11 protein-coding genes and 1 tRNA gene are annotated in these 13265 nt (G+C 61.5%); 6 read left to right on the top strand and 6 right to left on the bottom strand.

Annotated elements, in window-relative coordinates; all coding sequences use genetic code 11:
- Positions 1-22: 22 nt before the first annotated feature.
- Genes PVZ77_RS01455 through PVZ77_RS01445 form a run of 3 tightly spaced genes read left to right on the top strand, consistent with a single transcriptional unit; the run spans position 23 to position 3600 of the window.
- The gene (locus PVZ77_RS01455; RefSeq protein WP_145153757.1) at positions 23-1009 is read left to right on the top strand and encodes a glycosyltransferase family 2 protein; all 987 of its coding nucleotides are present in this window, start codon (positions 23-25) and stop codon (positions 1007-1009) included.
- Positions 1006-1419 (top strand): GtrA family protein, encoded by a 414-nt coding sequence (locus PVZ77_RS01450; RefSeq protein ID WP_273805607.1) that lies wholly within the window; start codon positions 1006-1008, stop codon positions 1417-1419. The genes PVZ77_RS01455 and PVZ77_RS01450 overlap by 4 nt, the downstream gene beginning before the upstream one ends.
- Before the next feature lie 30 nt (positions 1420-1449).
- On the top strand, positions 1450-3600 hold the full coding sequence (locus PVZ77_RS01445; protein WP_273805608.1) for a DUF6311 domain-containing protein: 2151 nt from the start codon (positions 1450-1452) through the stop codon (positions 3598-3600).
- A 103-nt stretch (positions 3601-3703) separates the two neighbouring features.
- Here PVZ77_RS01445 and PVZ77_RS01440 read toward each other — a convergent pair whose 3' ends face one another.
- Positions 3704-5701 (bottom strand): DUF4214 domain-containing protein, encoded by a 1998-nt coding sequence (locus tag PVZ77_RS01440; protein ID WP_181125838.1) that lies wholly within the window; start codon positions 5699-5701, stop codon positions 3704-3706.
- Positions 5702-5825: 124 nt separating this feature from the next.
- Positions 5826-5901 (bottom strand) — tRNA-Thr (locus PVZ77_RS01435).
- A 117-nt stretch (positions 5902-6018) separates the two neighbouring features.
- On the opposite strand from PVZ77_RS01435, the gene PVZ77_RS01430 reads away from it, so the two are divergent.
- Complete coding sequence (locus PVZ77_RS01430) at positions 6019-6363, top strand: hypothetical protein (RefSeq protein ID WP_145153766.1); 345 nt, start codon at positions 6019-6021, stop codon at positions 6361-6363.
- A gap of 168 nt (positions 6364-6531) precedes the next feature.
- Here PVZ77_RS01430 and betA read toward each other — a convergent pair whose 3' ends face one another.
- From betA to betI, 3 genes are all read right to left on the bottom strand, one after another.
- Positions 6532-8274 (bottom strand): choline dehydrogenase, encoded by a 1743-nt coding sequence (gene betA / locus PVZ77_RS01425; RefSeq protein WP_273805609.1) that lies wholly within the window; start codon positions 8272-8274, stop codon positions 6532-6534.
- An 89-nt stretch (positions 8275-8363) separates the two neighbouring features.
- Positions 8364-9836: a betaine-aldehyde dehydrogenase gene (betB, locus tag PVZ77_RS01420; RefSeq protein ID WP_273805610.1), complete on the bottom strand. Its 1473-nt coding sequence runs from the start codon at positions 9834-9836 to the stop codon at positions 8364-8366.
- A gap of 255 nt (positions 9837-10091) precedes the next feature.
- Positions 10092-10679 (bottom strand): transcriptional regulator BetI, encoded by a 588-nt coding sequence (gene betI / locus PVZ77_RS01415; protein WP_007159951.1) that lies wholly within the window; start codon positions 10677-10679, stop codon positions 10092-10094.
- 195 nt (positions 10680-10874) lie between these two features.
- On the opposite strand from betI, the gene PVZ77_RS01410 reads away from it, so the two are divergent.
- Positions 10875-11285 carry a winged helix-turn-helix transcriptional regulator gene (locus PVZ77_RS01410; RefSeq protein ID WP_027597349.1) on the top strand — a complete coding sequence of 137 codons (411 nt, stop codon included), beginning with the start codon at positions 10875-10877 and terminating at the stop codon, positions 11283-11285.
- Positions 11269-12270 (top strand): LLM class flavin-dependent oxidoreductase, encoded by a 1002-nt coding sequence (locus PVZ77_RS01405; protein WP_007159949.1) that lies wholly within the window; start codon positions 11269-11271, stop codon positions 12268-12270. Before PVZ77_RS01410 ends, PVZ77_RS01405 begins: the two co-directional genes overlap by 17 nt.
- 332 nt (positions 12271-12602) lie before the next feature.
- Here the strand turns inward: PVZ77_RS01405 and nfsB are convergent, their stop codons facing one another.
- Entirely contained in the window at positions 12603-13250 is a 648-nt protein-coding gene (nfsB, locus tag PVZ77_RS01400; RefSeq protein WP_027600607.1) for an oxygen-insensitive NAD(P)H nitroreductase, read from the bottom strand.
- Positions 13251-13265 lie beyond the last annotated feature (15 nt).

Genomic DNA, 13265 nt, shown 5'->3' with positions numbered 1-13265 from the left:
GGTCTAGTCCAAAGGAGATAGGTTGAACAGCTATGACCTCGGGCCACGCGCCACGGACATTCCGGTGCTACTAACCCTCGTAATACCGGTATTCAATGAAACAGAAGCCATTCCTTTCTTCTTAGAGCGAGTAGGGGCCGTCTTCGCGACACAGGCTGGAATCGAGCTGGAGTTTCTGTTCATCAACGATGGCAGTACCGATGCGACCTTGCAGACGCTGTTGGAATGCCAGCGGCGTGAGCCGCGAATCCGAGTGCTGGATCTGAGCCGCAACTTCGGCAAGGAAGCGGCCATGACCGCCGGCCTCGAAGAAGCGCGCGGTCAGTTAGTAGTGCCGATTGACGTCGATCTCCAGGATCCACCCGAGGTGATCTTGGAGATGATTGCCAAGTGGCATGAAGGCTACGAGGTAGTGCTGGGGCGGCGTCTAAATCGAGATTCGGATTCCTGGGCCAAACGTGCCTCGGCCAACTGGTTCTACCGTCTGCACAACAAGATCGCCGATCCCCAATTGCCGGAGAATGTCGGCGATTTCCGCCTCATGGATCGCTGCGTGGTGGAGGCGCTCAAGGAACTCCCGGAGTCGCGCCGTTTCATGAAGGGGTTGTTCGCCTGGGTGGGCTTTCGCACCGCCTATGTGGACTATGCGCGCCCTGAGCGGGTCGCCGGCTCGACCAAATTCAATGGCTGGCGGCTGTGGAACTTCGCTTTGGAAGGCGTCACCAGCTTCAGCACCGATCCCCTGAGGATCTGGACCTATCTGGGATCAGCGGTCTCCCTGGTGTCCTTCCTGTTCGCCATGTCCATTGCCCTGAAGGTATTGATCAAGGGTGTAGACGTGCCGGGTTATGCCTCCATCATCGTCTCGGTCACTTTCTTGGGCGGTCTGCAGCTCATGGGAATCGGCATTCTTGGCGAGTATTTGGGGCGAACCTACATCGAAGCCAAGCGCCGTCCGGTCTATGTGGTGCGTAAGAATTACACAGTGACCGATCGGGCCGAGCCATGATCGCCAGGCTTAAGGCATTGCGCGATGGCCGCGCCTTTGGCGAGCTATTGGTAGCGAGCCGCTTTGGTTTGGTGGGGCTCGCGGCCACAGCTGTGCACCTTGCCATCGTCACCTTGCTCATTCGAGCAGGCGTAGCGCCGCTGCTAGCCAATCTGCTGGCCTTCCTGGGTGCCTTCGGCGTGTCCTTTTGTGGACACTATTTTTGGACGTTCCGCAGTTCAGCCGGCATCGCTCGGGCCGTCCTTCGTTTCTTTCTTATCGCGGTAGGTGGTTTCTTGATTAACAGTGCGCTACTAGCGCTGCTGTTGTACTGGACCACATTGGAAAATACCACCTGCGCGCTGATCGCCGTCCTGATCGTACCTGTCTTGTCGTTTTTCGCTAGCAGGCTTTGGGGATTTAAGGCGTGAGCAATTGCCTGTCGATGATGGAAACTTACCTTGAATGACCTCCATACTCCCTTGAAGCCTAAGCTTCGAGTTGAACTGCTCTGTGCCTTTGTCATAGGTACGCTGGCGTTTTTGCTGGTACTCGGACCCCGAATTCTTAACCCAGCCAATATTGGCTGGCTGAGTATTGGCGACCCGCAGCAGCATTACCTCGGCTGGGCTTTTTTCCGTCAGTCGCCGTGGTCCTTTCCACTCGGATTGAATCCCAATTTTGGCTTGGAGCTGAGCAACTCCATCGTCTACACGGATTCAAATCCGTTGTTAGCCATCCTCTTCAAGTTGGTAGGAAACTGGCTGCCCGAGCCGTTTCAGTACACGGGGATTTGGCTACTTCTCTGTTTCATCCTGCAGTCTTTCTTTGCCTGGCGCCTCGTAGGACTGATTACAACAGCACCGTTGGTTCGCCTGGGAGGGATGTTGCTATTTGTCTTTGCACCGCCGTTTCTATGGCGGATGCAGGGGCATTTCAGTCTCTCCGGACACTTTCTTGTTCTGGCCGCGCTTTATTACGCCTTGCGGCCAGACCACTATCAGCGGTTGCTGGCCTGGCCGCTACTGTTCATGGTTGCGACGCTGACCCATGCCTATTTTCTGCCGATGATCGCGGCGATCTGGGCAGCGGATCTATTGGGAAAGATGCTTAAGAAGCGTCAGTCGTTGCCACGGGGCGCTATTGAGATAGGGCTGGTGATGGCGGGGATCCTGCTGTGCGCCTGGCAGGCAGGCTATTTCTCAGTCAAGAACGGTGTCGCTGCCACAGGTTATGGCATCCTGCGATTAAACCTGTTGTCGCTATTTGATTCTGTCGGCTCCTATACTGCTGGACCTACCGCAAGTTGGTCTTACGTTCTGAGAGATATTCCAGAGGGGCAGGGTGATTATGAAGGCTTTAACTATTTAGGTTTAGGTACCCTGCTAGCGATCATCCTCGCGGTACCTGGATACTTCAATCAACGTCTAGCGCTGACTGGCTTGATCCGGCGCTACCCCTTCCTGTTCGGCGCTTTGGTTGCCCTTACTCTCTTTGCCATTACTAATCGGATCGGCTTTGGCTCCTTGGAATGGGCGTTGCCGCTAAACGACAAACTGGCGCGGCTGGCCAACGTGTTCCGGGCCTCAGGCAGGATATTCTGGCCGGTCTACTATGTGATCGTGCTGGCTACGCTCTATTTTCTAGTGCGTGGCAATGGAGGGAAGAGCGTCTGGGCGTTTGTCTGGCTAGCGGCGGTGGTCCAGATCATTGACCTTAACCCGTTTCGAGAAGGTATCCGTACCCGAATGATGGCGCCGCCAGAATCGGTATGGAGTACTCCGCTTGTTGCCCCCTTCTGGGACCTTGCTGCACAGCGTTACCAGAAGGTCAGAAGCACCAATCCAGCTAACGAGCGAGGAGAGTGGGGAACGTTCTCCAACTTCTCGGCGACGCACCACCTTGCCACTGACATTGTTTACCTGGCGAGGATGGATCAGACGGCACTGGCCGATGCCAAGGCCGCAATAGGCGAGCGTATTGCGCGAGGCGTATATGAGCGGGATACCCTCTACATTGTCGACAGCGCCCAACTGCCCGAGATCAGAAAGACGCTAAAGCCGTCGGACCTCCTTACCTTCGTCAATGGCTTCAATGTCCTGGCGCCTGGTTGGAACGAATGCCCGCAATGTCTCGCTGTTCAGGGCGTTGAGCAAAGTACTCCCCAAGCCAGTCGCCCCAAGGAACGTGCTGGCACGATCCTGTCTTTCGGTAAGGATCGTAAAGGCGAAGCCTATCTTCTCGAAGGCTGGTCTGCCGCGGAAGCCTGGGGAGTTTGGTCGAACGCCAAGCACGTCCGGCTTCAGATTCCGGCGTCGACCGGCGTAAGAGGTATCTCCATGAAGATGGATGCCTTCTTGTCTCCTGCCAGTGCGGTACAACAGGTGGGTGTCACGCTAAATGGCATTCCTGCAGGCGTTTTCCAACTACGCAGCATCACCGAGAACGTTATTGAGATTGAGTTCTCCAGCAAAATGCGGGAGTCCATCGCGGCGAAGGGAGAGCTGGAAATTGCCCTGGACCTGCCCAACTCCGTCATACCCAAGGAACATGGCTTCAATGGCGATGATCGGAATCTCGCGATTGGCCTTCGCACCCTGACGGTGTATTAAAAGCCCTGCAAGATGAGTCCCGGTGGCTCATCTTGCAGATACCTCACGGCATGAAGCGGCACAGCAAGTTCTTGTGCTTGAGCGTCGCCTGCAATGCGATGATTTATGCCCAGTCCGTCTGTCCCACCAACTGAATGAAGCCCGAGCCGCCTTCGGTGAGCTGCTGGTTTTCCGGGGACTCGGTGAAGTGCAGCATCACGTTCGCGCGGCTCATGCCGTGCTCTAGTTGCGTCGCCCAGTAGCTCAGACCGCTGGCTTCGCCTTCCCGGCCTAGAACGGTGCGATAGAGGGTGTTGGTGAAGCCAATATTGTCTTGGCTGCCATACCAGGCTGCAAATTCAGGCGAAGCAGTGAAGTTGCTGGCGATGTCGTCAAAGCTACGACCAAGAGCGTGCTGGTGCATCCAGTACTCGATGCCTTGATACTCCGGCACCCGATCGAAGGCGGTATAGAGGCGCGCGATCTGCGCCTCTTGCTGATCCAGTACGAAGATATCCCTATCTTGGAAACGCAGCACATTCACATCGTGTACTTCCAGCGCCACGTTGCCACTGTTAGCCGTGAGCACCAGAGTACTAGGTGCGGTAGCGGTACGCCCGAAGTCCGCTACGGTACCTTGCAGCGACAGAATATCGTTTCCTTGGCCACCAAAGACCCGCATGGTATGGCCAGAATCGGCAACCATTTCGCTTTGTAGGAGGCTGTCTCCGTAGCTGCTGCCGAAAGCGACACCTTTTTGGATGACCACATCCGCGTTCGTCCAGGCGACGTGGTCAACGATCTTGAGGTAGCCCGCCGAGCCTTCTGTGAGCTGCTGACTTTCAGGTGAGTTAGTGAAATGAGTCATGACGTCCAGGCGATTCATGCCCTGATCCATCAAGGTCGTCCAGTAATTCAGTCCATCGCCATCACCTGCACGATCAAGCACACGCTCGTATAGCAAGGAAGCAAACTGGCTATTGGTGCTGGCGCCATAGTGAGCGATGAATTCAGCAGAATTGGCAAAGCTCCGACTGATATCGGTAAAGCTCATGCCGTGGGCCTGCAAGTCGGTCCAGTAAGCTAGCCCGGCAAGATCAGGCACTCGATCAAATACCGTGTAAAGCCTTGCCAGCTGAGCTTGTTCTTCCGTCATGACAAAAACAGTTTTGTCAGAAAAATCGAGCGCGTTGACGTCGTGTAGGTTCAGCCTCTGCCCACTTACGCTATCCTTCACCTGCAATAGACTCGGGTCATCGGTAGCCGTCGTCAGCTGATAAGACCAAGATGCGCCGCGCATAATGAGCGCATCTGCGCCTCGATAGCCGTACACCTGAGCGGTGCCTGTTGTGTCGTACGACAGCCGAGCTTGGACAAGAATATCGTCTGCATCACTGCCACTGGCGACTCCAAGACCGCTTAGTCGATAGGCGCTACTGGCATCCAGCAAGCCATCGTTAGCGCTGCTCGCTTTGGCTAGCCAGGCCGCATTGGCTCCGGTCAGGGCGGCATAGAGAGAGAAGGTGTTGGCATTGTCTCCGGCAGATAGCACGCCACGAATGCTTGCTGTTGCCCCAGAACCCTCCAGCAGCGGGCCCCCTGAAGCGCCTGCGCCTAGGCCCGTATCCACAAAATAAAGCGGGTAGTCGGCTACATAGGTGGCGGCTGCAGAGTCTTGCATCAACCCGGTACCGCGCACGGGATATCCTAGTACCGTACCAGTCAGATCCGAACCCGTAGTCGAGATACCCAGGATGCCGGTAGTCACCCCGATATTCGTGTCGAGGTTGATCAGCGCTAAATCGTGCCCGACCTCTTCATAACTCGGGACATGATCACCGTTTTTATCCCAGTTGTTGGAATAGCCAGTCCAGCTATGGGCCGCGTAGGTACCTAGAGGCGCGGAAAAAGAGGTGGAATTGATGTAGGCGCCCGGTGTAACCGTGACACTGATTGCCTGTCCGCCGTATCGGTCGTCGTAGATCACATGTAGCGCTGTGAGTACGTCGTTATTGCCGACGACCGTTCCTGAGCCCCTGGCTACAGTGCCATCGGGAAAAATACTCTGGATGAACGCGATTTCACGGTAGGGGGACGTGGAGCGATCATTGACAAGGAACATGGCGGGCCGCGGCGGTAGGTGACTTCCAGGTCATCATACAGACCCATGTCTTGCCGCTGCATGTTGCAGGCGTGCGTTCCGTCCGCTAGACAAAACCGTCTGACAGACAGGACTACAAAGAAGGTGGTGCCGGCACCAGGAGTCGAACCCGGGACCTACTGATTACAAGTCAGTTGCTCTACCAGCTGAGCTATACCGGCAAGGGGGACGCCATTATAGCCATGGGAAAGCCCTTGTAAACCAAGGATGTGCGGCGGTTAAGGCTGGCGTAAGCCAGCTGCGGCTAAAATGGCGCAAAGAGCTTGCAGGAGCCGCTGATGAGAACGAAGACTCTGGCCATATTGGCCGCTGCGCTGGCTGGCTGCACCAGCCAGGCGAATCTGGAGCGCAATCCACCCATGGAGCTGCGCACGGGCAAGAATGCCGAGGACTATCGCTCCTGTCTGGTGAGCGGCCTGGAGAAGGACGGCCGCCACGTGCTGGTCCAGCCGCAGGGCAGTGGGCAGCGTGTGCTGGTGGACAGCAAGGTGCCGGGCGCCACGGCGGCCATCATCGACATCGGGTCGGCGTCGCGCGGCACGCGCATCCAGCTGCGCGAGCAGATGGCCAACAATCCGCTGCGGCCGCGGACCATTCTGACGGCGGTGAAGGATTGCCTGTGAGTTGAGGGGCTGGGTGGCCCTCACCCCAGCCCTCTCCCCAAGGGAGAGGGGAAAGAGCGGGTTGCCTGTGGTTGCTCAGGCTTAGCGAGGCAACCACCGTCGTCACTTGGAAAGGCAGATACAAGAAGGGCGCCCGAGGGCGCCCTTCTTGCGTTCCGCTGCCTGGGATCAGGCGGCCGGCTGGTTGCGACGTTCCGGCACCGGCTCGGCGGCACGCTGACCGTTGACGTCACGCAGTGGGGTACCCCGTACCGGGGCGCCGTTGGCGACGTAGTAGGCGGCGTTGCTGCGCGGCAGCGGAGCGCGACCGCGGATTTTGTCGGCGATCTTCTCGGCGATCATGATGGTCGGGGCATTGAGATTTCCCGTCGCGATGATCGGCATGATGGAGGCATCCACCACACGCAGGCCTTCCAGGCCGTGTACACGACCAGCGCCGTCGACCACTGCCATGTCGTCGGTACCCATCTTGTTGGAGCAGGACGGGTGGTAGGCGGTCTCGGCATGGGAGCGCACGAAGGCGTCCAGCTGAGCGTCGGTCACGCAGTCGCGGCCTGGGTTGATCTCTTCGCCACGATAGGGATCCAGCGCCGGCTGCTGCATGATCTCGCGGGTCAGGCGGATGCCGTCGCGGAATTCGCGCCAGTCCTGCTCGGTGCTCATGTAGTTGAACAGGATGCTCGGGTGCTGGCGCGGATCGCGCGAGGTCAGTTCGATGCGGCCACGGCTGGGCGAGCGCATGGAGCCGACGTGGGCCTGGAAGCCATGGGCCTCGATGGCGTTGGTGCCGTTGTAATTGATGGCGATCGGCAGGAAGTGGTACTGGATGTTGGGCCAGTCGAATTCTTCGCTGGAGCGGATGAAGCCGCCCGCCTCGAAGTGGTTGCTGGCACCCAGGCCGGTCCCCTTGAGCATCCATTCCAAGCCGATCTGCGGCTGGTTGTACCACTTCAGCGCCGGGTACAGGGAGACCGGCTGCTTGCACTCGTACTGCAGGTACATTTCCAGGTGGTCCTGCAGATTCTGGCCGACGCCGGGCAGGTCGTGGACCAGCGGGATGTCGAAGCGCCGCAGCAGCGGCGCGGGGCCGACACCGGAGCGCTGCAGGATCTGCGGCGAGGCGATGGCGCCGGCGCAGAGCAGGACTTCACGACGGGCGCGCACGGTGATGGCTTCCAGCGAATCGCCCTTCATGTAGGCGACGCCATTGGCGCGCTTGCCCTCGAAGAGGATGCGATCGGTGGTGGCGTGGGTGACGATGGTTAGATTCGGGCGACCCTTGGCCTGATCCAGATAGCCACGCGCGGTGCTGGAACGACGACCGTTCGGGGTGACGAAGCGGTCCATCGGGCCGAAGCCTTCCTGCTGATAGCCGTTGAGGTCTTCGGTGCGCGGATAGCCCGCCTGGACACCGGCTTCGACCATGGCTTCGAACAGGGGATTGGTATTCGGCTTGGCGGTGGTCACCGAGACCGGACCGTCGCCGCCGTGCCAGTCGTTGGCACCGGCGTCGCGCTTCTCGGCCTTGCGGAAGTAGGGCAGGCAGTCGAGGTAGGTCCAGTCTTCCAGGCCGTCGAGTTGCGCCCAGTTGTCATAGTCCAGGGCGTTGCCGCGGATGTAGCACATGCCGTTGATCAGCGAGGAGCCGCCCAGGCCCTTGCCACGGCCGCATTCCATCCGGCGGTTGTCCATGTGCGGCTCTGGCTCGGTCTGGTAGGCCCAGTTGTACTGCTTGCCCTGCAGCGGATAGGCCAGGGCAGCCGGCATCTGGGTGCGGAAGTCCAGGCGGTAGTCGGGGCCGCCGGCTTCCAGCAGCAGGACGGTGACGTCCTTGTCTTCGGTCAGCCGGGTGGCCAGGACGTTGCCGGCCGAACCGGCGCCTATGACGATGTAATCGAATTCGTGTGCCATGAAGATTCTCCTCCTGACGGCGGGTGGGGTCCGGCCCCAGCCCCGGGCCCTCTCCGGCGGAGAGGGGAGAAAAGCGCTGCTAAAGCGACTTAGAAGATCGAGGCGTAGTCGCCCAGCTCGACCTGCACCGACTTGATGCGGGTGTAGTGGCCGAGGGTGGTGAGGCCGTTTTCGCGACCGACGCCGGAATGCTTGTAGCCACCCACCGGCATCTCGGCGGGGGATTCGCCCCAGGTGTTGATCCAGCAGATGCCGGCTTCCAGGCGATGGATCATGCGGTGGGCACGGGCCAGGTCACGGGTGACCACGCCGGCCGCCAGGCCGTATTCGGTGTCGTTGGCGCGGCGCACCACCTCGTCTTCGTCGGCATAGGCCAGGATGCTCATGACCGGGCCGAAGATCTCTTCGCGGGCGATGGCCATGTCGTCACGGCAATCGGTGAAGACGGTGGGGGCGACGAAGTTGCCCCTGGCCAGTTCGCCCTGGGTGACGCGCTCGCCACCCATGAGCAGGCGGGCGCCTTCAGCCTGGCCCTGGGCGATGTAGCCCAGCACCTTCTCCATGTGCGGGGTGCTGACCAGCGGCCCGAAGTTGGTTTCGGCGGCCAGCGGATCGCCCAGTTTGATGCGCTTGACCCGCTCCACCACCTTGGCCTCGAAGTCGGCCTTGAGCGCCTGGGGCACGAAAACGCGAGTGCCGTTGGTGCAGACCTGGCCGGAGCTGAAGAAGTTGGCCATGACGGCGATGTCGGCGGCGCGATCCAGGTCGGCGTCATCGCAGACGATCAGCGGCGACTTGCCGCCCAGTTCCATGGTGACTTCCTTGAGGGTCGAGCCGGCGGCGCTGGCCATGACCTTCTTGCCGGTGGCGACGCCGCCGGTAAAGGAGATCTTCTCGATGCCGGGATGCTCGGTCAGAGCCACGCCCACCTCGGGGCCGACGCCATTGACCACGTTGAAGACGCCAGCGGGCAGGCCGGCCTCGGTGTAGATCTCGGCCAGCTTCAGCGCGGTCAGCGGGGTGACTTCGCTGGGCTTGAAGATCATGGCGTTGCCGGCGGCCAGGGCCGGAGCGGATTTCCACAGGGCGATCTGGATCGGGTAGTTCCAGGCGCCGATGCCAGCAACCACGCCCAGCGGCTCGCGGCGGGTGTAGACGAAGGAGGTCTCGCGCAGCGGGATCTGCTCGCCTTCCAGGGCCGGCACGAGACCCGCGTAGTACTCGAGCACGTCGGCGCCGGTGACGATGTCCACGGCCTGGGTCTCGGACAGGGCCTTGCCGGTGTCCAGGGTTTCCAGCAGCGCCAGCTCGTCGTTGCGCTCGCGGAGGATGTCCACGGCCTTGCGCAGGATGCGCGAGCGCTGCATGGCGGTCATCGCGGCCCAGACCTTCTGGCCGGCGGCGGCGGCGGCCACCGCCTTGTCCACGTCGGCGCGGCTGGCGCTTTGCACCGTGGCAAGCACCTCGCCGGTGGCGGGATTCAGGGTTTCGAAGGTGGCACCACCGGTGGCGGCGACATAACGGCCACCGATGTACAGCTGCTGTTCGGCGAAACGGGCCATGGACGTTCTCCCAATCTGGGCGGGCGCCGTGGCACCCGCAAGGAACACAGGGGGCGCGAAAGAAAGGTCTCTCTGCGCCAGCGATGAATCCAGTCTACTTAATTTTTATTGAACGTTCAATCAATGAAAAATTCACAGGCGTGCCGAAACGGGGCGATGGGCGGCCCAGAGCGGTTCTGTCGAAGCGGGGAGGGAGCGGGAAACGCGGGAGGAGAGCCCCGCGCCAAGTGGACGGGCGGGGCGGCGAGAGAGGGGTCAGGCCTTGGCCAGTTGCAGGTCCAGGTAGTCGTAGGCGATCTGCAGGGCCTGCTGGGTGTTGAAGGTGTCGCCGGAGAGGGCGCCGCGCAGCCAGAGGCCGTCGATGATAGCGGCCAGGCCCTTGGCCGAGGCGCGGGCCTGCTCATGGGGCAGGAGGCGACGGAATTGCCAGCAGAGGTTGGAGTAGAGCCGCAGGTCGTTGATGCGTTGCAGCCGGCGCAGATTGGGCTGGTGCATGCTGGTGGCCCAGAAGGCCAGCCAGGTCTTCATGGCCGGGCCGCTGACCTGGGTATCGTCGAAGTTGCCCTGGATGATGGCGCGCAGGTTGGCGGCTGGGTCGTCACCGGGCAGGGCAGCGCGGCGTTCGCGCACGGCCTGGCGCAGGGCATTCATCAGATGCCGCATGGTGGCTTCGAGCAGGCCGTTCTTGTCCTGGAAGTAGTGGCTGATGATGCCGTTGGAGACCCCGGCCTTGCGGGCGATGAAGGCGATACTGGCGTCGCCCATGCCGACTTCGTCGACGGCTTCGAGGGTCGCGGCAATGAGCTGCGAACGGCGGATGGGCTGCATCCCGACCTTGGGCACGAGGCATCTCCTGGACAGAGCGGAAGGAGCCTCGGAGGGTAACTATTTTTTATTGAACGTTCAATCAATAAAAACGGTCACGACCTCCTGGATTGTGCCCTCGCCAAGGCGGCAATACCAGTCCTGATGGGTGGTTACTTTTAATAACCGCCCGAAAGGCGTAGGCTGGAAGCCAGTTCTGCTTCGAGGATCGCCATGGACGCCGTGGTCAGTCGTATCTCCAGCCGTCGCCGCCTGCATGCCCACGCCTGTCCGATCAGGGACGTGCTGGACCGGATCGGCGATGCCTGGTCCCTGCTCACGCTCTTTACCCTGGAACCCGGTCCGCTGCGCTTCAACGAATTGCGCCGGCGGGTCGACGGCATTTCCCAGCGCATGCTCAGCGTGACCCTGCGCCAGCTGGAGCGCGACGGCCTGGTGTCCCGCACGGTGACGCCGAGCAAGCCGCCCCAGGTGGAATACGCCCTCACCGAACTGGGCCAGAGCCTGATGGTGCCGGTGGGCGCCCTGGCCGCCTGGGCCTCCGCGAAGCAGCCTCTCATTCAGCGCCACAGGGCGGCCTACGATCAGGTCGCCGAGGAGTTCTCTGATGACCCGTCTCGCTAAGACCGCCCTGTCGGTCCTCGACCTCGCTCCCATCCGTGACGATGGCGATGCCGCCCAGGCGTTGCACAACGCCTTGGATCTGGCGCGCCACGTCGAGCAACTCGGCTTTTCCCGCTACTGGGTCGCCGAGCACCACAACATGGACGGCATCGCCAGTTCGGCGACCGCCGTGCTGCTGGGCTATCTGGCCGCTGGCACCAGCACCCTGCGCCTGGGTTCGGGCGGTATCATGCTGCCCAACCATGCGCCGCTGGTGGTGGCCGAGCAGTTCGGCACCCTGGCTTCGCTGTATCCGGGCCGCATCGAGCTCGGCCTGGGTCGCGCACCGGGCTCGGATCAGCGCACCGCCTATGCCCTGCGCCGTGATCGCCTGGGCAGCTCCGACGACTTCCCGCGGGACGTGGAAGAGCTGCAGCACTACTTCGGGCCGCAACAGCCGGGGCAGGGCGTGATCGCCATGCCGGGTGCGGGTACCGAGGTGCCGATCTGGCTGCTGGGTTCGAGCCTGTTCAGCGCCCAGCTGGCGGCGGCCAAGGGCCTGCCCTATGCCTTCGCCTCGCACTTCGCGCCGCGCTACGTGCACGAGGCCATCCGCCTCTATCGCGAGAACTTCAAGCCGTCCAAGGTGCTCGATCGCCCCTATGTGATGCTCGGGGTACCGCTGGTGGCAGCCGACAGCGACGACGAAGCCAATTACCTGGCCACCACCGTCTACCAGCGCATCCTCGCCCTGTTCCGCGGCGACAGCCTGCGCCTGCAACCGCCGGTGCGCAGCATGGAAGGGGTCTGGTTGCCCCACGAGAAGGAGTCGGTGTCGAGTTTCCTCGGCATGGCGGTGATCGGTGGCCCGGACAAGGTCCGCGAGCGCCTGGAGCTGCTGCTGGAAAAGACCGACGCCGACGAGCTGATCTTTACCTGCGACGTCTACGAGCAGGCGGATCGCCTGCGCGCCTTCTCGATCCTGGCGGATCTGAAGGGCGGTTGATGGGGATAGGTAGCGTTGGGACTCGTTGGGCTCGGCGTAACCCGGATTTATCGCGGCCATGGCGGTCCGCCGATGCGGCCGCTCCTACAAAAGCATGAAAAGCATCGCCCCTGTAGGAGCGGTCGCTACGGCGCACCGGCATGGCCGCGAATAAAAGCCGACCGTCTCGCGACGGTCGGCTTTTTTATGGGTGCTGCTGTTGGGCTTCGCTGCGCTCAACCCAACCTACGCCTGCGTAGCGTGGAAAACCGCGCCAGCGTTTTCCACTGGCGGCTACCGGTTCGTACTGTGGATAAGGCTGCGCCGTTATCCACGCTACGAGGTCCTGCGGTTTACAGGAAGGTGAACACCTGCTCGCGGGTCAGGCGGGACTTGGGCAGGGCGGCATTGAAGTCGCTTTCGCCGCGATAGCCCAGGCCGACCACTACCAGGGCGGTGTAGCCCTGTTCGCGCAGGCCCAGTTCCTGGTCCAGGCTGTTGGCGTCGAAGCCTTCCATGGGGGTGGCATCGATGCCCAGGGCGGCGGCGCCGAGCAGCAGGGTGCCCAAGGCCAGGTAGGTCTGCTTCTCCATCCAGTGCTGCACGTCCTTGCGCTCATGACGATGCAGGTCGACGAAGTGACGGCGGGTGCCGTCCTGGGTGGCGCGCGCCTCGGGCTTGGCGAAGCGGCCGTCCTGGGCTTCCTGCTCCAGCACCTGGGCCAGGTGGCCTTCGGTCATTTCCAGGCGGGTGCACAGCACAATGACGTGGGACGCCGGCAGCACCTTGGGTTCGTTGTAGGGACTCTGCATGCCCTGGGCGATGCGCGCCTTGGCCTCGGCGCTGGCGGCGACCACGAAGTGCCAGGGCTGGGAGTTGACCGAGGAGGGCGCCTGGCGCAGCAGCTCCAGCAATTCCTCGACCTGTTCGGCCGGGATGCTGCGGGAGCCGTCGAAGGCCTTGGTGGTGTAACGGGTGCGGGCGATCTGGGACAGCTGCATGGATAACTCCTGATC

It is taken from the genome of Pseudomonas sp. SHLD1, from assembly GCF_028640935.1.
Taxonomy (GTDB): Bacteria; Pseudomonadota; Gammaproteobacteria; order Pseudomonadales; family Pseudomonadaceae; genus Chryseomonas; species Chryseomonas aestiva.
Note: the sequence above shows the minus strand (reverse complement) of the source record. Positions and strands in the feature narration are given on the sequence as shown.

What these genes read in the sequence shown, in the direction of transcription:
- betA (WP_273805609.1), bottom strand. Translation starts at nt 8,274, where the DNA reads ATGGCACACGAATTCGATTACATCGTCATAGGCGCCGGTTCGGCCGGC.
- PVZ77_RS01450 (WP_273805607.1), top strand. Translation starts at nt 1,006, where the DNA reads ATGATCGCCAGGCTTAAGGCATTGCGCGATGGCCGCGCCTTTGGCGAG.
- betB (WP_273805610.1), bottom strand. Translation starts at nt 9,836, where the DNA reads ATGGCCCGTTTCGCCGAACAGCAGCTGTACATCGGTGGCCGTTATGTC.
- PVZ77_RS01430 (WP_145153766.1), top strand. Translation starts at nt 6,019, where the DNA reads ATGAGAACGAAGACTCTGGCCATATTGGCCGCTGCGCTGGCTGGCTGC.
- PVZ77_RS01410 (WP_027597349.1), top strand. Translation starts at nt 10,875, where the DNA reads ATGGACGCCGTGGTCAGTCGTATCTCCAGCCGTCGCCGCCTGCATGCC.
- PVZ77_RS01440 (WP_181125838.1), bottom strand. Translation starts at nt 5,701, where the DNA reads ATGTTCCTTGTCAATGATCGCTCCACGTCCCCCTACCGTGAAATCGCG.
- nfsB (WP_027600607.1), bottom strand. Translation starts at nt 13,250, where the DNA reads ATGCAGCTGTCCCAGATCGCCCGCACCCGTTACACCACCAAGGCCTTC.
- PVZ77_RS01405 (WP_007159949.1), top strand. Translation starts at nt 11,269, where the DNA reads ATGACCCGTCTCGCTAAGACCGCCCTGTCGGTCCTCGACCTCGCTCCC.